The sequence below is a fragment of the Vibrio alginolyticus NBRC 15630 = ATCC 17749 genome (assembly GCF_000354175.2).
Classification (GTDB): Bacteria; Pseudomonadota; Gammaproteobacteria; order Enterobacterales; family Vibrionaceae; genus Vibrio; species Vibrio alginolyticus.
Genome location: NC_022349.1, coordinates 2,749,131 through 2,769,061, shown reverse-complemented (window position 1 = coordinate 2,769,061; position 19,931 = coordinate 2,749,131). Strand labels below are relative to the sequence as shown.

Below are 19,931 nucleotides of genomic sequence, written 5' to 3'. Positions count from 1 at the left end.
CTTTTATCTTTAAAAAGAACGCAAAAGCCAGTCGATATTGACTGGCTTTTTAGTTTGCTTCGTTTGATAGAAGTGAGTACTACTCCCCCATTGAACTAGAGGCTCGACGACGATCCGTTGCGCCATAAAGCTTGCCATCTTTTAGCTCAATTGCATTCAAACCGCTTACCACTGGAATAACGTGCACTGGGTAGCCAAGCTCCATAAACTCAGGCACCAACATTTCTGCGAACGTTTTCTTTTCCACCAGCAAACCAGTCGGGTCATAAGACTTGGTGCGGTCTATCTTAGTGCCATACTGGATGTTTGGTAAGTCAATAGCCTCTTGCGCTGATAAGTTCCAATCCAGCACCCCAACCACGGTTTTTAGTACATACCCCGGGATTTGTGAACTACCTGGTGACCCAACCACCAAACGCAAATTATCATCACTGTCCATCACCATTAATGGCGTAATAGCCGAACGTGGACGCTTGCCCGCTTCAATTGAGTTTTGCGTAGGTTTGCCGTTAACCGTTGGCAGAGGTGAGAAGTTAGCCATCTGCGCGTTCAAGATAACGCCATCGACCATCACACCCGAGCCCATACCCGTTCCTACCGTACTAGTCATTGCTATTGCATTTCCATCTCTATCGACGATAGAAATATGCCCTGTATCTTTGCTCTCAAAACCTTGGTACTGCGCGTATTGTGTTGCGGTGACGTGCCCTGCTTTTGGATTCTCTTTTGCTACCCCTTCACTTGGAATAAGTCCACGACGCTCATCCAAGTACTCTCTGGACAGCAATTCACCCGTTGGCGCTTCGACAAAATCTGGGTCGCCGGCATACGCGATACGGTCAGCCTTAGCAATGCGCATCGCCTCAGTCATTAAGCGCCAAGGCTCAACATCCGTCTTCGCCATTTGTGAGAGTTCGTAAGGCTCAAGTAGCTCAAGGCTTTGGGAGACCATCAGACCACCGGATGCAGGGTAACCAAAAGAGACGATTTTATTCCCACGGTAGTCGCTCTCAATGATGTCACGCTGCTTCACTTGGTAATGTTTAAAATCTTCTAAAGACAACTTCTCGTGTTGGTCGTCAATACGACTATTAACCGTCTCTACGATGTGCTGACCAAGCTCACCACCATAAAGGTAACTATCGCCTTGTTGCGCGATCTTCCTCAGCGTCTCAGCCATCTTAGGGTTCTTCATCAAGGTTCCCGTCGGCTTAATATCGTCCCCTTGCCAATACAAGGCTTTCACTTCCGGATCTTGCTCAAGTCGGCTTTGCTCTCTTACTACGATGTCGTAGGTGTAGCTGTTCATCGCGTACCCATTGCTCGCCAATGTAATCGCCGGCTTAATCAGCTCTGCCCATGGCAACTTGCCGTATTGTTCATGAGTGGTGTAAAGCAACCGCAACGTGCCCGGAACCGCAACAGAACGAGGGCCTAATATTTCGTTGCGACTGAGTACTTCCCCATTCTCAACAAACATTTCAGGGTTCGCGCTAGAGGGCGCTTCATCTCGACCATCAAGGGCCAGAAATTTTTTCTCGTCATGTTGATAAAACAGCGCGAAAGTCCCGCCGCCAATTCCGGTCATATCTGGCTCAACGACAGACATCACCATCTGCATCGCGACCATGGCATCAACAGCGTTACCGCCTTCTTTCAATATTGAGTAACCGGTACTGCTCACGTAAGGATTCGTCGCACTGACCATGAAATCTTGCCCGCGACTATCTGGTGTAACTGGGAATGGGTCTGGCTTTGCTGCATAGCTTGTCGATGCAACAATGCTTAAAGAAAAAATCAGAATACGCATGTGTCTCTGTTTAGACTCCTATTATGTGATGGGGTCTAACGTGGACCAAGTCATTACTCCGAAGTTCGTGAAAATGGTGTCTTTTTACACAACGCTGACTGGAATCGCGCTATCAATAGATGAATGATATTGGTGCTATTTAAACGACTGAGAAAAGCTATATTTTGCTTGTTTGAGTATCTAAAAATCATCACCAGAATAGATGCAAAAGATGCTCTGAAAAATAAAAAGCCAGCGATATGATTTCGCTGGCTTGATGTGTTTCTACAAGAGTTAGCCTTTCCACTCATACAACGCTGGTATACGAATTTGCTCACCTTGGAACTCAACAATCACAGCTTGCGGTTGTATTTCTCTTAGAGTGACCTGATCATCAACGACATCCCCTTGATGATACTCAACATTGTTAATTTTCACCCAACGGCGATTTTCATCACTAGCGTACATATGGGTTTGCAAATTAAGCGCAGGTAGACGCCCTTGCCACTGGTGAGCGTTGCGCTCTAAATCGTTCACGCGTGCCGTTTGTGATGAAGAGTTGTCATCATCTCGGGATAAGGCATTTTCGACCTTCCTAGCTAAATCAGGAGATAATGAGGATAAATCCAGATCATCCAAAGACAACCCGAGGTCCTCTTCAGCAGGAGAAGTCGTTTGGGTTGATGCTGAGTTGCGTGTTTCATCTCTGCTTGGTGTATGGCTCGTGTATTCATCGGGGGTGGTAAATGTACCAAAATCACGCGATAGCTCTGCACTTGGCCACTCTCTTGGCAATTGGGCCAACTGGGTGTTCTCTGGATAGTCTAATACTTTGAAAGGTGATACCACTTCGACCTTTTCTATCGGGGACGTTGTATCTACTTCAACACTCGGTGCAAAGAGATCTAAGTACCAAGCGACTCCAATAGCAGAAGCAGTGATTGGCAGCAAGAACAGACCTATATGTTTCACAGCTGACATTATGCGTCCTCCTTCTCTATTCTCGCCAGTTGAGGCGCATCTGGCTGAACATTTTGCTGAAGTCGGTCTAGCGTTCGCTTACCTGCAATACCATCGACACCAATTCCTTGCCAGCGTTGAAATAACTCGACTCGCTCTTTCATCGCACCATCAAAAATAGACGTTTCAAGCAGTGGCTCACTCACCGCTTCTGCTAATAATCGGTCTAATACTTCAATCGCAGGGCCTTCCATGTCTAAACGTAATGTTTCATTCAGCGGAGCATGCCACAGTTCGATAATATTGCCCTGCCACAACGGCTTTAACCATGAAATTGGCAGACGGAGACGCTGCTTACCATTGAGCACTTCAGCTTGGTCATTACCGACGGCATATAGAATGACATACCCAACATCACCTTGATAATTCAACTCCAAGATCACAGGGCGATTTTGTTGCATCAACAGCGGCCAAGTCGCCATTTTACGCTCACAACGCATAGTCGACTGCGGTTCTGACAAACAAAGGTTATCGCGAACCGATGCTTGATACCCCCACAAACGATACAAATCATTTACAGCGAGGTTCGACTGTTTTTGTGTTAACAATAAAGCACGCTGCTCATCCGTTAACTGTTGGCTGACGACGGTTGGTGTTGGCTCTACTCTTGGCTCCGTCACTTGTGTCAACACTGACGTCGCTTGAGCTGGCATATAATTCACGACCGCCCACCCCGTACTTAATGCAGCAATAAGGCCTACCGTGACAGAGCCCCAAGCAGGCCAACGGAAAGTCCGGCGCTCTTTTTTATCTTGCTGATAAATATCTGCCTGAAACTGCATCACCTCTTCACAGGCCTGCTGAACGGTTTGCTTATCCACCACCACATTACCCTGGTGATAACTAATGTTGAGGGATTTGTCACAGATAAGGTTGATGAGCCGCGGTATACCGTGACTGTATTTGGCTATAAGTTTACAAGAAGCACGATTAAACAGTTGCTGGTCGCCACCTGCTGTATGTAGTCGAAATGCGATGTAATCTTCTGTCTCTTTTTCATCCAACGGCAACAGGTGATAACGCCCGGTAATACGCTGGGCAAGTTGGCGTAGTTGTGTTGTTTGTAATAACCGCTGCAATTCAGGCTGCCCGACCAACAACACTTTGAGCAATTTTCTGGTATCGGTTTCCAAGTTGGTCAACAAGCGCAACTGCTCTAGAACGTCGGCGGCAAGGTGTTGAGCCTCATCAATGACCAGCAATGTCTGCCAGCCTGAACGATAATTACGCAGCAAATATTGATGGATAACCTGGTTTAGCTGTTTGAGGTTTGCATCTGGCGGATAGGTGATTTTGAACTCATCGCAAATGGCTTCGAGCAAGTCTCTACTCGAAAACGTGGGATTGAGAATAAGACCCGCTTTGGTGTTATCACCCAAATTCGCCAGCATCGCTTTTGCGACGGTCGTTTTGCCTGTACCTACTTCGCCAGTAAGCATAGCAAAGCCACCGCCATCGCCTAGCCCAGCTTGGAGATGTGTGATTGCCTCTTTGTGACGTTGGCTTAAATACAAATAACGTGAGTTTGGAACAATCGAAAATGGTTGTTCGACAAACCCAAAAAAGTCCTTATACATTAGGCTCTCCAGCTAAAAAACCACCTGGGAATAGTCAGACATGGTATAAACGCTCTTCTTCTATTCTTAGGAGTAAAGAAAAGTACCATTGCTTGCTACAATGTCCAACGGCATATCCATAAATTAAGAGGTAATTCGTGCAAGTTTATTTAGTAGGTGGCGCAGTTCGAGATAAATTGCTCGGAATTGATAGTTATGACAACGACTGGGTGGTCGTAGGCGCGACGCCCGAGATGATGCTGTCCCAAGGATACACCGCCGTTGGTAAAGACTTTCCTGTATTTCTGCATCCCAAAAGTAAAGAAGAATATGCCCTTGCACGAACAGAGAGAAAGTCAGGTTCTGGTTACACTGGTTTTGAATGTTTCTTCGATCAAAACGTCACCTTAGAAGAAGATTTGATACGTCGTGATTTAACCATTAACGCGATGGCAATGGAGAGTGATGGCACGATCCATGACCCATATGGTGGCCAGCAAGATCTCAACGATAAACTGCTACGCCATGTATCAGACGCCTTTATTGAAGACCCTCTACGCGTTTTACGTGTCGCTCGCTTCGCAGCGAAGCTTGCTGATCTAAACTTTACGGTTGCCGACGAAACCATGCGGTTAATGCGTCACATGGCAGAGTCCGGAGAGCTGAGCACACTGACTCCCGAGCGTGTTTGGCAAGAATGGCATAAATCTCTCTCTACTCCTCGCCCTGATATTTTCTTATCGGTTCTACGAGACTGTGGTGCATTAACCGTGGTGTTACCTGAAATTGATGCACTATTTGGCGTACCTCAACCTGAGAAGTGGCATCCAGAAATCGATACTGGCATCCATACTTTGATGGTGGCAGAGCAAGCCGCAAAATTGAGTAACTCACTCCCCGTCAGGTTTGCCGCCCAAGTGCATGACTTGGGTAAGGGCGTGACGCCAGAGAGCGAATGGCCAAGCCACAAAATGCATTGCCATACAGGATTAAAACTGATCAAAAAGCTGTGCGAACGTGTCCGGGTACCAAATGAGTTTCGTGATTTAGCCTTGATGGTGTGCGAACAGCACTCCAATATTCATCGCGCGGCTGAACTTAAACCACAAACCATAATTAAAATACTCAATAAACTTGATGTGTGGCGTAAGTCCGAACGTCTGCAAGATATCTTGCTTTGCTGCCAAGCGGATCACGCTGGTCGTAAAGGACTGGAAACGCAACCATATCCACAGGCGGATATTTTTAGGCAAGCCTACCAAGCAGCAGCGGCAGTTGACGTTCAAGCCATTATCAAAGAGGGCTTTAAAGGCCCTGCGATTCGTGACGAGCAAGAAAAACGACGTATTGAAGCAGTGAAAGCAGCACTTAAGAAGTAACGAACAAACAAAAACGCCCGCGGATTTCGCGGGCGTTTTTCGTTAACATCAATTATGCACTTAATAGAAAAGCGAACAAACCGACGCCCAAAATGAGACGGTAAATCACAAACGGTGTCATGCCCATTCGTGAAATCATCTTCAAGAAGAAGTGGATACAGATGTACGCACTGATAAACGATGTGATAATGCCAGTCATTAAGAAACCAACATGGACAGGTTCACCACTGGTCACTAACTTCATGCCTAAGTAGCTACCAGCTAATGTAATGATTGGGATCGACATTAAAAACGAAAATCGGGCAGCCGCTTCTCGAGTAAAGCCAAGGTAAAGCGCTGCTGTGATGGTCGCCCCTGAACGTGAAGTTCCAGGAATCATCGCTAAGGCTTGAGCAATACCGATAAATACAGCTTTCTTCCAACCCGTTTGGTATTCATCGGCAACGAGTTTAGCGTTTTTGTCTACCCACCATAGCAACAGGCCAAATACGATCGTAGTAGTCGCGATGACGTAAGCGCTACGTAGATACACTTCAATGATGTCTTTCATCAATAAGCCGAACACACAAGCTGGAATCGTCGCAATCACGATCATCCAAGCCAATTTAGCTTCTTTACTGCGATCTCCTTTAAAGATCGAAGCAAATAACGCTTGAAACAAAGTGATTACTTCATGACGAAAATAGATCACGACAGCCATTAATGTACCGACGTGAACAGCAACATCAAAGGCTAGACCTTGGTCTTCCCATCCTAAAATAGCGGAAGGCAGGATCAAATGGGCAGAGCTTGAAATAGGCAAAAACTCTGTCAGCCCCTGAATCAGAGCCAAAATAAAGGCTTCAAAATAACTCATGTAAACAACTCAAATTAAAAATGAAAGGAAACGGGTTTGAGCGAATCGACTGGCTGCATAGCATGCCAAATGTCTGCGACTGTGCGTCCATCGCCTGGGATCACTAATTGCGGTTCGAGATCATACAGCGGCTTTGTGACAAAAGGATATTTGTAGATATCACTGCGAGGTAGCTCAGGTTTTTTCTTGGAGACGCGCTCACCGAACAACACTATATCGAGATCCAGTGTTCGATCCTGATACTTTTGCGCGTTTTCTTCGCGTCCCCACTTAAATTCAATCTCGCGTAGTTGATGGCTCAACTCTTCTAATGACAACTCGGTACGCATTGCAACGACAAAGTTGTAGAAATTCTTGCTGCTAAAACCAATAGGTTCGCATTCATATATCGGTGATACGAGGAGATTTTCTCCAAGCCGTTGCAGCTCCTGATACGCAGCAAGCACATGTTGCTCTCTTTCTACGTTCGTCCCAACACCGATATAGGTGGTGATCATGCTCGGCCTCGCTCAATTACCACACCAACAGCACGTGCTTGCGGCACGGCGCCAGGCTTCGCTAGGCGGATTTTCACCCAAGGCACTGAGAAACGCAGCATGATAAGCTCTGCTACTTCTTCAGCCACGCGCTCGACCAGTAAGAAACGACCATTTTCAATGTGGTTAAGTACCGCCTCACTCACCTGCGAATAATCCAGTGCATCTTGCACATCATCACTTTTGCCCGCAGGTTTATTATCGTGTGCCATTTCAATATCTAGAACCAACTTTTGTTTGATTTGTTGCTCCCAGTCGTACACGCCAATTGTGGTGATTACTTCTAACTGTTCAATAAAAACTTTATCCAGAGCCATCTTATGTCCTTCTATTACAGAGGTCGGATACCCGTGAGGGGTAATTTGATCGTAGTATTCTATACCTAAGTAACATTTACTTTGGTCATCACAATGTTACTTAGGTATAAACTGCGAAAGCATCTTTATATACAAGAAATCACATAATGCAAGCTCTATCACAGTGAGGATTTCTGCATTATGTAAATTCGGGGTATGATAGCAACTACGCGGGAACCGAGCATTAAATTCCAATCCATCAAGGACTTCTATGGACGCACTGGCACTGATAATGACAATGGCCGCCTATTTATTAGGTTCGGTTTCCAGTGCGGTTTTGATCTGTCGACTCTTAAAACTGCCAGACCCACGCAGTGTGGGATCTAACAATCCTGGAGCAACGAACGTATTGCGTATTGGCGGACGAGGAGCCGCTGTTTCAGTCTTGTTGTGCGATATGCTCAAAGGCACTATCCCCGTGTGGGGCGGATACTTTCTTGGTATCGACCCTATCATTCTTGGCGTCATCGCCATTGCTGCCTGTCTTGGCCACATGTACCCCATCTTTTTCCACTTTAAAGGCGGAAAAGGTGTCGCAACCGCGCTTGGCGCTATCGCTCCGATTGGTTTGGACTTAACAGGATTGGTGATGTTAACTTGGCTGTCAGTAGCCGCGCTATTCCGCTATTCATCCTTAGCGGCTCTCGTCACGGTTTTGGTCACTCCGTTTTATACTTGGATGTTTAAACCGCAATACACGTTACCTGTTGCTATGCTGTGTTGCTTAATCGTATTTAAGCATCATCAAAATATTCGTCGGCTTTTGTCTGGCGACGAGCCAAAAATCGGCGAGAAGAAACTGACACAAAAAAACTCGGCTTAATGCCGAGTTTTTCGTTTAAAGAGGGATGCATTGGTTACGCATGAACTCGATTCAGGAAGTTCAACAACATTTGGTTGACGAACTCCGGCTGTTCTAAACAACTGATGTGTCCCGCTTGCGGAATTTCTACCAACTCACTGCCCGTGATACAGTCTTTCATTAAATACGATTCGAAAACCGGGCGAGGCTTATCTTCACAGCCCACCGCAATTAACGTCGGCAGAGCGAATTTTTCCGAATCTTCAATCACATCACGGCGACCAAACACCATGCGCCCCATGCGAGCTACTTCCACCGCACGCTCACCGTTCAGCTCTTCTAAACTGCGTTTGAATGAAGCGACAAGTTTAGGGTTATCCTGATTGACGTTGTTGGCAAAGAACAGCGGCACAACGGCTTCAATAATTGGCGCAGGCACTGCTTGGACTTGGCTGATGGTATCAAGCATTGCAAAATACTTTTTATACGTAACTTCTGGCTCCCAGCCAATGAAGGTATCCATCAATACCAGTGACTTAACACGTTGCGGCGCTTGAGCCGTTAGCTCAGCTCCCCACATGCCGCCAACAGATAAGCCCACTATCGAGAATTCTTCGATATCTAAATGATCCATCAATGCCAACATATGTTGTGCATAGTCGGCCAATGACTGTGTCGATGCAGGTGCAGCGTCCGATTCACCATGTGCCCAAAGATCTGGCACAATACAACGGAATGACTGGCTTAAAACCTCAACTTGTGGCGCCCACATTTGGCTATCCCAAAGGTAACTATGACCAAATAGAAGCACAGGGCCCTCACCTTTATCTAGATAAGCAAGTTGCTGACCTTCAATTTCAAACTTATTCATTGTTATATCCATTTCTTATTCTTCCACGTCATCCTAGCACTGAAACAATCGCGAACTGATCGCATCAGTCAGAATGTAAAACGAGGCGGTTCATTGAATAATTAAAAATAAAGGCCTCTGAGGAGCAGAGACCTTTATTACAAAGAACCGGTTTCAAACCTACCGCATAAATTTGACTAAGCGACAGGTGTTAGTTGATCAATTGGCCAACGTGGACGAGCCTCTACTGACATATCAGCCACTTCGCCATTCTTCAAGCGCTGCATGCCTGCGTAAGCGATCATCGCACCGTTATCTGTACAGAACTCAGTACGTGGGTAGTAAACTTCGCCGCCAACTTTCTTCGCTAACTTCTCTAACTCAGCTCGCAAACGACGGTTAGCACTCACACCACCAGCAATAACAATGCGTTTCATGCCTGTTTGCTCAAGCGCGCGCTTACATTTAATAGCCAACGTAGCACACACAGCCTCTTCAAATGCCAATGCGATGTCCGCGCGGGTTTGCTCGTCATCACCGTTTGCAGCAATCGTGTTAGCCGTAAAGGTTTTTAGACCAGAGAAACTCATGTCCAAACCTGGCACATTCGTCATTGGGCGCGGGAACTTAAAGCGGCCCGGTGTACCTTTTTCCGCCAGTTTAGATAATAGTGGACCGCCTGGGTAATCCAAACCCATTAGCTTCGCTGTTTTATCAAACGCTTCGCCCGCCGCATCATCAATCGACTCACCTAGAATTTTGTACTCACCGATGCCTCTCACTTCCACCATCATAGAGTGACCGCCCGATACTAATACCGCCACAAACGGGAACGGTGGAGGGTTATCTTCCAACATTGGGGCCAATAGGTGACCTTCCATATGATGAACAGGTACCGCTGGCACTCCCCAAGCATAAGCAATACTGCGACCGATAGTCGCACCCACTAATAGCGCCCCAACAAGACCAGGCCCCGCGGTATACGCGACACCATCGATGTCTTTTGAAGTTAAGTTCGCTTCTTTTAGTGCCTCTTTAATAAGAGGAATGGTTTTCTTTACGTGGTCACGTGAAGCCAACTCAGGCACCACACCGCCGTAATCTGCGTGCAGTTTTACTTGGCTATATAGCTTGTGTGACAAGAGACCGTTTTCATCGTCATAAATTGCGATGCCAGTCTCGTCACAAGAGGTTTCAATACCAATAATGCGCATGGTTTTCTCAGTATGCTTTCTGTATAGAGGAAATTTGGGCGTCATATTACCTCGCCTTGGTGCTGCAAACAAATTTTGTACAGACAATAATCGACAAAAGGCTTTACAAAGTAGTTGTGATCGGATTAAAATTCCGCACCATTTTTGATCAAGCTGGTAAGAGACCTAACAATTGTGATTTGGTCTGTTGAATACCAGCGTTAACGAATAACCCCTGAGGTGAAAGGCATATGCCAGTAGTTAAAGTACGTGAAAACGAACCGTTCGACGTTGCTCTACGTCGTTTTAAGCGCTCTTGCGAAAAAGCAGGTATCCTTTCTGAAGTGCGTCGTCGTGAGCACTACGAAAAACCAACTACAGTTCGCAAACGCGCTAAAGCAGCAGCTCAAAAGCGTCACGCTAAGAAGCTAGCTCGCGAAAACGCTCGTCGCGTTCGCCTGTACTAATAACTGAGCTCCAAAAGGAATTTAGTTATGGCTCTGATTGATCAACTCAAAGAAGAGCAAAAATTAGCGATGAAAGCCAAGGACAAATTGCGCCTTGGTACTATTCGTTTAGCCCTATCAGCAATCAAGCAACGTGAAGTTGACGAACAGATTACTCTGAACGATGACGACATTCTTGCAGTATTGACCAAGATGGTTAAACAACGTCGCGACTCTGTAGCGCAGTTTGAAGCAGCGGGTCGTCAAGATCTTGCTGATGCGGAACAAGCAGAAATTACCGTTCTTGAGGACTTTATGCCTCAACCACTGACAGACGAAGAAGTAGCGGCTCTCATCGAGAACGCGATTGCTGAATCTGGCGCAGCTGGCATGCAAGACATGGGCAAAGTAATGGGCGTTCTGAAACCGCAAATTCAAGGGCGTGCAGATATGGGTAAAGTAAGCGGTTTAGTTCGCGCTAAATTGGCTTAAGGTACCCCACCCAATTGCAGCAAGCCGTGCTATCCTTTGGAGCGCACGGCTTGTTTGTATCTGGATGGATGGAATGAAATCAATGGGCAATACGCTCATTCTTTTAAGGCATTCACTCCACTCATCATCTTCTTTTTTTGTTAGGTTTTATGGCTGGACACATCCCTCGCAGTTTTATCGATGACCTTCTAGCTCGACTTGATATTGTCGATATCATCGACGCACGTGTGAAACTTAAGAAAAAAGGCAAAAACTACGGCGCATGCTGCCCGTTCCATAACGAAAAGACACCCTCATTCAGTGTCAGTCAAGAAAAGCAGTTCTACCATTGTTTTGGTTGTGGCGCGCATGGAAATGCCATCGATTTTTTGATGGAATTCGACCGACTAGAATTCGTCGAAGCCATTGAAGAACTCGCTTCATACTTGGGTTTAGATGTTCCTCGCGAACAACGTAGCGGCGGTAATGGTTCGTTTCAGTCAGGCCCACAAGCAAGCAGCAGTGAAAAACGTAACCTGTACGACTTAATGGGCAGCATTGCTCAATTTTATCGTAACCAACTCAAACAGCCAGCAAGTAAGGTGGCGATTGAGTATCTAAAAGATCGCGGCCTGTCTGGTGAAATCGTCCAGAAGTTTGGCATCGGCTATGTGGCTGATGAATGGGATTTAGTTCGTAAGAACTTTGGCCAAAATAAAGAAAACCAAGACATGCTCGTCACAGGCGGCATGTTGATTGAAAACGATAAAGGCAACCGCTACGACCGATTCCGTGGTCGAGTGATGTTTCCTATTCGAGACAGACGCGGCCGAGTAATAGGCTTTGGTGGTAGAGTATTAGGTGATGGGACACCAAAATATCTCAACTCACCCGAAACCCCGATATTTCATAAAGGTAAAGAGTTGTATGGCCTTTATGAAGTACTACAAGCGTACCGTGAGCCACCACAAATTTTAGTGGTTGAAGGCTATATGGATGTTGTCGCGCTTGCTCAATATGGCGTAGATTATTCCGTTGCCTCATTGGGAACCTCGACAACGGGCGATCACTTGCAAGTGTTATTCAGGCAAACAAGCACCGTCGTGTGTTGTTATGACGGTGACCGCGCAGGCCGTGAAGCCGCGTGGCGTGCCATGGAAAATGCATTGCCTTACCTAACTGATGGTCGCCAGTTAAAATTCATGTTTTTGCCGGATGGAGAAGATCCCGACTCTTATATCCGACAAAACGGAAAACAAGCATTTGAGCAGCAAGTGTCTAATGCGATGCCCTTGTCTGAATTCATGTTCAGCTCATTGACTCAGCAGGTCGATATGAGCACGAAAGAAGGCATGGCAAAACTGAGTACTCTTGCGGTTCCTCTCATTGATAAAGTCCCTGGCGGCACTTTAAGACTATACTTGAGAGAATTGCTTGGCCGCCGTTTGGGTTTGGTTGATGAACGCCAACTACAGCAGCTAATTTCAAAACAAGGTAAAGAGGATAAAAGGCCTCAACCTCATAAAGAAATCAAGCGAACGCCGATGCGAGAAGTGATCGCGTTACTGATTCAAAACCCACAATACGTAAGTATGGTGCCAGATCTAACTAGCGTTAGAGATTTGCCCATTCCTGGTCTAAGTTTATTTGTTGATGTACTTGATAAATGCCAAGCGCATCCCCATATCAACACAGGCCAATTATTAGAGCATTGGCGAAACAGCCAAAATGAGACCCTTCTGTCTCGTCTCGCGAGTTGGGACATTCCACTCGATGAGGACAACCAAGAAGAAATCTTTTTAGACTCACTGGATAAAATTATTGCCCAGTGCGTAGAAAAACAAATTGAAAACCTGCAGGCCAAAGCAAGAAGTGTCGGTTTATCAGCCGAAGAGAAAAGGGAGCTGCTAGCACTTATGCTAGATTTAAAAGCGTAACCCTGTTTAATTAGTCAGCAACGATTTAATTTGTTATAGTAAGTGGTTTGCATTTCGCATACTGATTCCTTCACCAGATTACGAAGTTGGATACCGTCTATGGATCACAATCCGCAGTCACAGCTAAAGTCACTTGTTATTAAAGGCAAGGAACAAGGCTATCTGACCTACGCCGAAGTAAATGACCACCTACCTGCTGAAATCGTAGATTCAGAACAGGTAGAAGACATCATTCAGATGATCAACGACATGGGCATTAAGGTAGTAGAAACTGCTCCTGATGCTGATGATTTAGCACTGAACGATGACACAAATATTACCGATGAAGATGCAGCCGAAGCTGCAGCCGCTGCACTTTCTAGCGTAGAGAGTGAGATTGGTCGTACAACAGACCCAGTACGTATGTACATGCGTGAGATGGGTACTGTCGAACTTCTAACTCGCGAAGGCGAAATCGACATCGCAAAACGTATTGAAGAAGGTATTAACCAAGTTCAATCGTCTGTTGCTGAATACCCAGGCACAATTCCGTACATTCTTGAGCAATTTGACAAAGTTCAAGCTGAAGAACTACGTCTTACAGACCTAATTTCAGGTTTTGTAGATCCAGATGCTGACGACACCGCTGCACCAACGGCAACACACATCGGTTCTGAACTGACTGAATCTCAGTTAGAAGAAGAAGACGATGAAGACGTTGATGACGACGAAGATAGCGATGACGATTCAGATGATTCTGAAGAAGATGTAGGTATCGATCCTGAATTAGCGCTAGAGAAATTCAACCAACTACGCAGCACCTATCAAAATCTTCAATTAGCAATCAACGAGTACGGCTATAACAGCCCGAAAGCAACCGTTGCTAATGAAATGATGCTAGACGTATTCCGCGAGTTTCGTCTAACGCCTAAACAGTTTGATCACCTAGTGAATGAACTGCGTACTGCTATGGATCGCGTTCGTACACAAGAGCGTCTGATCATGAAGTCAGTGGTTGAATACGGCAAAATGCCGAAGAAATCATTCATCGCGCTGTTCACTGGTAATGAATCAAGTGAAGCTTGGCTGGATGAAGTTCTTGCTTCAGACAAGCCATACGCTGAAAAGATCAAACGTAACGAAGAAGAAATCCGTCGTTCAATCGCTAAGCTAAAAATGATTGAAGAAGAGACTTCTCTAAACGTACAGAACATTAAAGACATCAGCCGTCGTATGTCTATCGGTGAAGCAAAAGCTCGCCGTGCGAAGAAAGAGATGGTTGAAGCGAACTTGCGTCTTGTAATTTCTATCGCGAAGAAATACACCAACCGTGGCCTACAGTTCTTGGATCTGATCCAGGAAGGTAACATCGGTCTGATGAAAGCGGTAGATAAGTTCGAATATCGTCGTGGTTACAAGTTCTCGACTTACGCAACGTGGTGGATCCGTCAGGCAATCACTCGTTCAATCGCGGACCAAGCACGTACGATTCGTATCCCGGTACACATGATCGAAACGATCAACAAGCTAAACCGTATTTCTCGTCAAATGTTGCAAGAGATGGGTCGCGAGCCACTACCGGAAGAACTGGCAGAGCGCATGCAAATGCCAGAAGACAAGATTCGTAAAGTTCTAAAAATCGCTAAAGAGCCTATCTCAATGGAGACACCAATCGGTGACGACGAAGATTCGCATCTAGGTGATTTTATCGAAGATACAACGCTAGAACTTCCGCTAGATTCTGCAACAGCAACTAGCCTTAAAGTGGCAACAAAAGACGTGCTTGCAGGTCTAACGCCACGTGAAGCGAAAGTACTTCGTATGCGCTTTGGTATCGACATGAACACTGACCATACTCTAGAAGAAGTTGGTAAGCAGTTCGACGTTACTCGTGAGCGTATCCGTCAGATCGAAGCAAAAGCACTACGTAAACTTCGTCACCCAAGCCGCTCAGAGACTCTGCGCAGCTTCCTAGACGAATAATCGCAGCGCATACAAGCTTTTAGAAATCAAAAAAGGTGACTTTAGGTCACCTTTTTTATTATCTACTGTTCTAAGTGGATAAAAACTAAGCGCAATTGCCCTAGTTGGTATCTAGACACCTTGCAACGCTTCCCCTATAATCGTTGTCCTATTAAGGCCCCTTAGCTCAGTGGTTAGAGCAGTCGACTCATAATCGATTGGTCCGCAGTTCAAGTCTGCGAGGGGCCACCATATTTCGAAAGGCGTAGCAGGTTAATACCTACTACGCCTTTTTTGTATCTTATATCTTTGGGTACAGTTTCGGTTGCGGTAACTCGTCACTAACCTCGTAATAGCTTTTCTTCTTCCCCTCTTCTTTAACTATTATCTGGCTTTCTATACGAGCAATCGAAACAAAATGTCTGCTCGTAATTTAAACCATTGACCCTCAGACAACTTCTGATAGTATGGACATATAAACGTATGGACGTCTAAAACAAAAAATGGAGCTACAATGAAAAGTATTGGTCACTTAAAGAAACTAGCTTTGATTCTCACGACAGTAGTCGGCTTAAGCGCTTGTGGAGAAAAAGATGACTCTGTCATTAAAGTGGGCGCGACAGTTGGACCACATGCACAAGTAGTCGAGGCGGTAGCGAAGGAGGCAGCAAAGCAAGGTTTGAATGTCGAAGTCATTGAGTTTTCTGACTACGTGACACCTAATGCCGCTCTTAGCGATGGTAGCATCGATATTAATAGCTATCAGCACCAGCCATTTTTAGACAACTTCAACAGTAGCCATAACGCCCAATTAGTATCAATTGGTCAGTCCATTCTTATGCGTATGGGGCTTTATTCCAATAAGTATCGCTCACTGCAAGAGCTTCCAAACAATGCACGTATAGCGCTTCCAAATGACCCTACCAACGGTGGTCGTGGTCTGTTGCTACTCGCCGATGCAGGTTTAATTGAGCTGAAACAGGGTGTTGGCCATAAAGCCGCCCTAACTGATATCACAAAAAACGCAAAATCATTTGAATTTGTCGAGGTAGATGCCGCTCAGCTACCAAGAACATTAGATGATGTGGACGCGGCTGCGATTACAATGAACTACGTAATGTCTTCTGGTTTAGATCCGAAGAAACAAAGTATCTATCTTGAAGCAAAAGACGCCCCATTAGCAGTCATGGTCATCGCCACTCGTGACGCAGACAAAAATAATGAAGCGTATAAAAAGTTCGTTTCTATTTATCAATCTCAAGCGATTCGTGATTACCTCGATCGCACTTTCAAAGGCACAATCGAAGCAGCTTTTTAATCAATAAAGCAGCGAATATTTTGCTCCACGAATCAGATAGAAAAGAGGCTAATGTTTGCTCATAGCCTCTTCTTTTCATTACTCACTAAATCGACTCATTGTCGACTTTCAGCCTCTAACTTCATTGCCAAATAAGCTTGGTCAGCAGAAACCAATTCAGGACGGTTAATCAACTTCCAGAGGAAGTATGGTGGGATTAAAAATACGATGAAGTAGAGAGATTCATGGAAGAAAACATCGGCTATCGTTTGCTGATGCTCCCAAAGTGCCGTCAGTGCGAAGAGCTCTAACATCACGCCTAATACGCCAAAGACGACAGAGACAACAATCGCTAAACCCAGTAGTTCTCTAATAAAGTGCTTGTATGCCATGATACTAATTCCTTCTAGCAATAAGTCATACTAACTTACGCTCATAAGAAACAAGTGAGCTTGATTATTATCAAACTCACCTCATCACTGTTAAGAACTTAGTTTTATAAAAAAGTACTTGTATATAGCGTCATCGAAGACTGATTTCCCTATCACAGAGCATAGATACCTCTACAAATAGAAGGTGATGGAACGACCAACTATTGACTATATGAGCGCAACTTTAATCAGATAAGTAATATTGAACCGTCGATACCACTCGTACTTTCTTAATGTAAGGCGTGTTGCTGTCTCGGTCATAAATCGAGAACTGCCCTTGAGTTGCACGTTTGATCTTACCCAGTGAACTCTGTGAGTCTTTCGCAAATTTCTCAGCCACTTCACGCGCATTCTTAGTCGCTTCTTCGATCATGTCTGGCTTCACATCATTCAGCTTAGTAAAGCTGTACTCAACACGATTTGCATAAGGATCTTGGTTAAGCAAAACGCCTTGTTTTCCTAGCTCACCTATTTCATTGATTGCCGCTCGAACAACATCAACACTCTGGCTGTAAACCGTAACGGTTCGCGAGGCCAAATAACGATACTCAATGTCTTGCTCGCTCCCATATTGCTGTGCTTTTCTGTCAATGACCGCTGGGGAAGAAAGGGAAACGCTGGTTTCAGGAAGCCCTTTGGCACTTAGAAAGTCCAAAATCAAACGGGTTTGCTGGTCAATTTCATCAAACATGGCTCCCATATCATTACTCGCTAGAGTAAATTGAATCGGCCAAATCACCGTATCAGCAGGATACTCACGCTCCGACAAACCTTTTACTGTCACGACTCTTTCATAGGCTCGGTATTTCACCGCCGTCTGCTGCATAAAATAGCCAAGGATGCCAAGACCAAGTATCAAACTTAGCCCAATCCAAAGTGCTGCTTTATTGGAAACTCGTTCCATTATTTCCCCCTGATAAATATCAACTTAGCTTAATCTTTGTTCTAGATAAGATAGCCTATCTATTGTTTTAAGAGGGAGACATAACGCGAGTTTTGATTCATAGCACAGTGATATACCGTTTTCTTTAGTCAATAAAGCTTCATTGGTTTGTCACCAAAGGCTCATGCTTTTGCCTCTTAACTGTCATCTGTAATTTCTACTATCCAATCAGCAACTTGTACGCTGAGGTAAATATGGATAGTTCAACCCCTTTTCGTCTCCCTCGTAAAACGCCGTTTGGCATTGGTGAAAACGTTGCTGAATGGGCAACCGGTTTAAACCAGCTTGATAAGTTCTACGCTCAACGCCCCGTTAATGCCGATACCAAAACTTTTCTCCGCTTCACGTTGGATATTTTAGGTATCGATTATCGCATTGCTCATGGTTCACTCGACTCAGTGCCTAAACAAGGTGCTACCGTCATTGTGGCGAACCACCCGCTTGGTTGTGTGGAAGGCGTCATCTTGGCCGAACTCTTGTTGATGGTACGAGACGATATCCAAATTCTAGCCAATCAATACCTGAAAACCGTACCAGAGTTAGATCAGCTCTTCATTGGTGTCGATGTGTTTGAAGGCAAAGACGCCGTCAAATCAAATATGAAGGCCCTCAGAGCGGCTAATAAACACCTCGCAAGTGGCGGCTTATTGCTTGTCTTTCCTGCCGGTGAGGTTTCCCAGTTAGTCGATGCCAAACAGCAACGCTTGGAAGACAAAGCGTGGAGTCGAAGCGTAAGTAGCCTAATTCGCAAAAACAAAGCAACGACAGTTCCAGTATTCATCAGTGGCCAGAACTCGAAACGCTTCTATATGGCAGGGAAAATCCATCCACTTTTGCGTACCCTACTGCTTGGTCGAGAGTTGCTAAACAAACATGCGCAAACCATCGATTTATCTTTTGGCCAAGTGATCAAATTCAAAGAGATCAACACACTTAACGATGATCAAGTGGTGAACTATTTGCGGCTCAACACTTACTTGCTCAATCGTGAAACCCATTCAGTGAAGCCTTCTTCTTCATCAGAAATGCTCTCTCCAATAGCGGCAGGGTTACCCGTAGGCGAATTGCTTGAAGAGCTGAACAACTTACCAAAAGAGTCCAAGCTGCTAACAAGTGGTGAGTTCGATGTTTACTGCACGGAGTCGCAGAGTATCCCTTCCCTACTGCATGAAATTGGTCGCCTACGTGAGCTCAATTTCCGACAAGTTGGCGAAGGGACTGGACTAGCAATAGACATTGACCATTTCGATCATGATTACCTGCATCTGTTTGTGTGGGACAGAGAGAACCAATGCTTGGTGGGCGCGTATCGTTTAGGTCTGGTTGATCAACTGATTGAAAAGCGCGGCGTAGCAGGTCTGTATTCACGAACGTTGTTTAACTATGACCAACGCTTTATCGACCAAATGGGTAAATCCATTGAGATGGGGCGCTCTGTGATTGCACATCAATATCAAAAGAGCATGAGCGCGCTACTGCTACTGTGGAAAGGCATCGCAACGTTCGTTCATCAAAACCCAGATTACACTCACCTATTTGGTCCGGTAAGCATTAGCAACGATTATAGCGATACTGCACGTCAATTACTGGCTCAATCAATGACACTGCACCACTACGACAACAACTGTGCAGAATACGTCACGCCTTCTAACCCACTTCCTGAGCACCACCGTGACTGGAATACCAGCATGCTCACCGCTCTGGGTGATTTACAGCTATTGTCACGTGTCATTGCCAGAATCGATGAAGGGAAAGGAGTGCCCGTTTTGCTGCGTCAGTACTTAAGCCTCAATGGCAAGCTGGTATGCTTCAACGTCGACCCTGCATTCAATAACGCTCTAGATGGATTGATTATGGTGGATTTGCGCGATGTTCAAGAAAAGACGTTGGCAAGGTATATGGGACGCGAGCAAGCTCATGACTACCTCGTCTATCATACTAATAGCAACGATGATTAAGAACAGTGATTATAAGTAGAGAGTTGGGAATCACAAGAAGAACCGTGTGGCGACTCTCTTTATTTACCCTTTCATCAACTAATTAGGCGTGCTCCGTGAAGTGCGCCGAAAAGACTCTTATAGATACAATCTATCGAAAGATCTAGATAGCATTTATCTCACCAATTCCG

18 protein-coding genes and 1 tRNA gene are annotated in these 19,931 nt (G+C 45.4%); 9 read left to right on the top strand and 10 right to left on the bottom strand.

Going from position 1 to position 19,931, the window contains the following annotated elements; translation table 11 throughout:
* Positions 1-79: 79 nt before the first annotated feature.
* The 3 genes from ggt to N646_RS12780 all read right to left on the bottom strand — a co-directional run bounded on the left by ggt (position 80) and on the right by N646_RS12780 (position 4,386).
* Positions 80-1,810, bottom strand: coding sequence for a gamma-glutamyltransferase (ggt, locus tag N646_RS12790; protein ID WP_017820252.1), 1,731 nt, complete (start codon positions 1,808-1,810; stop codon positions 80-82).
* Between the two features lie 273 nt (positions 1,811-2,083).
* The gene (locus N646_RS12785; RefSeq protein WP_017820253.1) at positions 2,084-2,770 is read right to left on the bottom strand and encodes a general secretion pathway protein GspB; all 687 of its coding nucleotides are present in this window, start codon (positions 2,768-2,770) and stop codon (positions 2,084-2,086) included.
* Positions 2,770-4,386, bottom strand: coding sequence for an ExeA family protein (locus tag N646_RS12780; RefSeq protein WP_017820254.1), 1,617 nt, complete (start codon positions 4,384-4,386; stop codon positions 2,770-2,772). Before N646_RS12780 ends, N646_RS12785 begins: the two co-directional genes overlap by 1 nt.
* Before the next feature lie 137 nt (positions 4,387-4,523).
* Here N646_RS12780 and N646_RS12775 point away from each other — a divergent pair, with 137 nt between their 5' ends.
* Entirely contained in the window at positions 4,524-5,744 is a 1,221-nt protein-coding gene (locus N646_RS12775; protein ID WP_005379907.1) for a multifunctional CCA addition/repair protein, read from the top strand.
* Positions 5,745-5,796: 52 nt separating this feature from the next.
* On the opposite strand, the gene N646_RS12770 is transcribed toward N646_RS12775, so the two are convergent.
* The 3 genes from N646_RS12770 to folB are packed head-to-tail and all read right to left on the bottom strand — an operon-like array spanning position 5,797 to position 7,453.
* The gene (locus tag N646_RS12770) at positions 5,797-6,600 is read right to left on the bottom strand and encodes an undecaprenyl-diphosphate phosphatase (protein ID WP_017820255.1); all 804 of its coding nucleotides are present in this window, start codon (positions 6,598-6,600) and stop codon (positions 5,797-5,799) included.
* A gap of 14 nt (positions 6,601-6,614) precedes the next feature.
* A complete protein-coding gene (folK, locus tag N646_RS12765; protein WP_005387457.1) occupies positions 6,615-7,097 on the bottom strand; it encodes a 2-amino-4-hydroxy-6-hydroxymethyldihydropteridine diphosphokinase in 483 nt (160 codons plus the stop codon).
* Entirely contained in the window at positions 7,094-7,453 is a 360-nt protein-coding gene (gene folB, locus N646_RS12760; protein ID WP_005379859.1) for a bifunctional dihydroneopterin aldolase/7,8-dihydroneopterin epimerase, read from the bottom strand. The genes folK and folB overlap by 4 nt, the downstream gene beginning before the upstream one ends.
* A gap of 250 nt (positions 7,454-7,703) precedes the next feature.
* Here folB and plsY point away from each other — a divergent pair, with 250 nt between their 5' ends.
* The gene (gene plsY / locus N646_RS12755) at positions 7,704-8,315 is read left to right on the top strand and encodes a glycerol-3-phosphate 1-O-acyltransferase PlsY (protein WP_005379857.1); all 612 of its coding nucleotides are present in this window, start codon (positions 7,704-7,706) and stop codon (positions 8,313-8,315) included.
* 34 nt (positions 8,316-8,349) lie between these two features.
* Here plsY and N646_RS12750 read toward each other — a convergent pair whose 3' ends face one another.
* Together N646_RS12750 and tsaD are read right to left on the bottom strand one after the other, a co-directional pair.
* Complete coding sequence (locus N646_RS12750) at positions 8,350-9,165, bottom strand: alpha/beta fold hydrolase (protein ID WP_005379855.1); 816 nt, start codon at positions 9,163-9,165, stop codon at positions 8,350-8,352.
* A gap of 176 nt (positions 9,166-9,341) precedes the next feature.
* On the bottom strand, positions 9,342-10,358 hold the full coding sequence (gene tsaD / locus N646_RS12745; RefSeq protein ID WP_005379854.1) for a tRNA (adenosine(37)-N6)-threonylcarbamoyltransferase complex transferase subunit TsaD: 1,017 nt from the start codon (positions 10,356-10,358) through the stop codon (positions 9,342-9,344).
* A 230-nt stretch (positions 10,359-10,588) separates the two neighbouring features.
* On the opposite strand from tsaD, the gene rpsU reads away from it, so the two are divergent.
* From rpsU to N646_RS12715, 6 genes are all read left to right on the top strand, one after another.
* On the top strand, positions 10,589-10,804 hold the full coding sequence (rpsU, locus tag N646_RS12740) for a 30S ribosomal protein S21 (protein ID WP_001145625.1): 216 nt from the start codon (positions 10,589-10,591) through the stop codon (positions 10,802-10,804).
* Between the two features lie 27 nt (positions 10,805-10,831).
* The gene (locus tag N646_RS12735; protein ID WP_005379720.1) at positions 10,832-11,275 is read left to right on the top strand and encodes a GatB/YqeY domain-containing protein; all 444 of its coding nucleotides are present in this window, start codon (positions 10,832-10,834) and stop codon (positions 11,273-11,275) included.
* Between the two features lie 149 nt (positions 11,276-11,424).
* Positions 11,425-13,191, top strand: coding sequence for a DNA primase (dnaG, locus tag N646_RS12730; RefSeq protein ID WP_005379719.1), 1,767 nt, complete (start codon positions 11,425-11,427; stop codon positions 13,189-13,191).
* Between the two features lie 99 nt (positions 13,192-13,290).
* Positions 13,291-15,153 (top strand): RNA polymerase sigma factor RpoD, encoded by a 1,863-nt coding sequence (gene rpoD / locus N646_RS12725; protein ID WP_005395986.1) that lies wholly within the window; start codon positions 13,291-13,293, stop codon positions 15,151-15,153.
* 155 nt (positions 15,154-15,308) lie between these two features.
* Positions 15,309-15,384 (top strand) — tRNA-Ile (locus N646_RS12720).
* 262 nt (positions 15,385-15,646) lie between these two features.
* On the top strand, positions 15,647-16,450 hold the full coding sequence (locus tag N646_RS12715; protein WP_005383039.1) for a MetQ/NlpA family ABC transporter substrate-binding protein: 804 nt from the start codon (positions 15,647-15,649) through the stop codon (positions 16,448-16,450).
* A 95-nt stretch (positions 16,451-16,545) separates the two neighbouring features.
* Here N646_RS12715 and N646_RS12710 read toward each other — a convergent pair whose 3' ends face one another.
* Together N646_RS12710 and N646_RS12705 are read right to left on the bottom strand one after the other, a co-directional pair.
* Positions 16,546-16,821, bottom strand: a complete 276-nt coding sequence (locus N646_RS12710; RefSeq protein WP_005383040.1) for a hypothetical protein — start codon at positions 16,819-16,821, stop codon at positions 16,546-16,548.
* Between the two features lie 223 nt (positions 16,822-17,044).
* Positions 17,045-17,764, bottom strand: a complete 720-nt coding sequence (locus tag N646_RS12705) for an SIMPL domain-containing protein (RefSeq protein ID WP_005379714.1) — start codon at positions 17,762-17,764, stop codon at positions 17,045-17,047.
* A 233-nt stretch (positions 17,765-17,997) separates the two neighbouring features.
* Between N646_RS12705 and N646_RS12700 the strand changes: the two genes are divergently transcribed.
* Positions 17,998-19,761: a lysophospholipid acyltransferase family protein gene (locus tag N646_RS12700; RefSeq protein ID WP_017820256.1), complete on the top strand. Its 1,764-nt coding sequence runs from the start codon at positions 17,998-18,000 to the stop codon at positions 19,759-19,761.
* Positions 19,762-19,931 lie beyond the last annotated feature (170 nt).

What these genes read in the sequence shown, in the direction of transcription:
- ggt (WP_017820252.1), bottom strand. Translation starts at nt 1,810, where the DNA reads ATGCGTATTCTGATTTTTTCTTTAAGCATTGTTGCATCGACAAGCTAT.
- N646_RS12785 (WP_017820253.1), bottom strand. Translation starts at nt 2,770, where the DNA reads ATGTCAGCTGTGAAACATATAGGTCTGTTCTTGCTGCCAATCACTGCT.
- N646_RS12780 (WP_017820254.1), bottom strand. Translation starts at nt 4,386, where the DNA reads ATGTATAAGGACTTTTTTGGGTTTGTCGAACAACCATTTTCGATTGTT.
- N646_RS12770 (WP_017820255.1), bottom strand. Translation starts at nt 6,600, where the DNA reads ATGAGTTATTTTGAAGCCTTTATTTTGGCTCTGATTCAGGGGCTGACA.
- folK (WP_005387457.1), bottom strand. Translation starts at nt 7,097, where the DNA reads ATGATCACCACCTATATCGGTGTTGGGACGAACGTAGAAAGAGAGCAA.
- folB (WP_005379859.1), bottom strand. Translation starts at nt 7,453, where the DNA reads ATGGCTCTGGATAAAGTTTTTATTGAACAGTTAGAAGTAATCACCACA.
- plsY (WP_005379857.1), top strand. Translation starts at nt 7,704, where the DNA reads ATGGACGCACTGGCACTGATAATGACAATGGCCGCCTATTTATTAGGT.
- N646_RS12750 (WP_005379855.1), bottom strand. Translation starts at nt 9,165, where the DNA reads ATGAATAAGTTTGAAATTGAAGGTCAGCAACTTGCTTATCTAGATAAA.
- tsaD (WP_005379854.1), bottom strand. Translation starts at nt 10,358, where the DNA reads ATGCGCATTATTGGTATTGAAACCTCTTGTGACGAGACTGGCATCGCA.
- rpsU (WP_001145625.1), top strand. Translation starts at nt 10,589, where the DNA reads ATGCCAGTAGTTAAAGTACGTGAAAACGAACCGTTCGACGTTGCTCTA.
- N646_RS12735 (WP_005379720.1), top strand. Translation starts at nt 10,832, where the DNA reads ATGGCTCTGATTGATCAACTCAAAGAAGAGCAAAAATTAGCGATGAAA.
- dnaG (WP_005379719.1), top strand. Translation starts at nt 11,425, where the DNA reads ATGGCTGGACACATCCCTCGCAGTTTTATCGATGACCTTCTAGCTCGA.
- rpoD (WP_005395986.1), top strand. Translation starts at nt 13,291, where the DNA reads ATGGATCACAATCCGCAGTCACAGCTAAAGTCACTTGTTATTAAAGGC.
- N646_RS12715 (WP_005383039.1), top strand. Translation starts at nt 15,647, where the DNA reads ATGAAAAGTATTGGTCACTTAAAGAAACTAGCTTTGATTCTCACGACA.
- N646_RS12710 (WP_005383040.1), bottom strand. Translation starts at nt 16,821, where the DNA reads ATGGCATACAAGCACTTTATTAGAGAACTACTGGGTTTAGCGATTGTT.
- N646_RS12705 (WP_005379714.1), bottom strand. Translation starts at nt 17,764, where the DNA reads ATGGAACGAGTTTCCAATAAAGCAGCACTTTGGATTGGGCTAAGTTTG.
- N646_RS12700 (WP_017820256.1), top strand. Translation starts at nt 17,998, where the DNA reads ATGGATAGTTCAACCCCTTTTCGTCTCCCTCGTAAAACGCCGTTTGGC.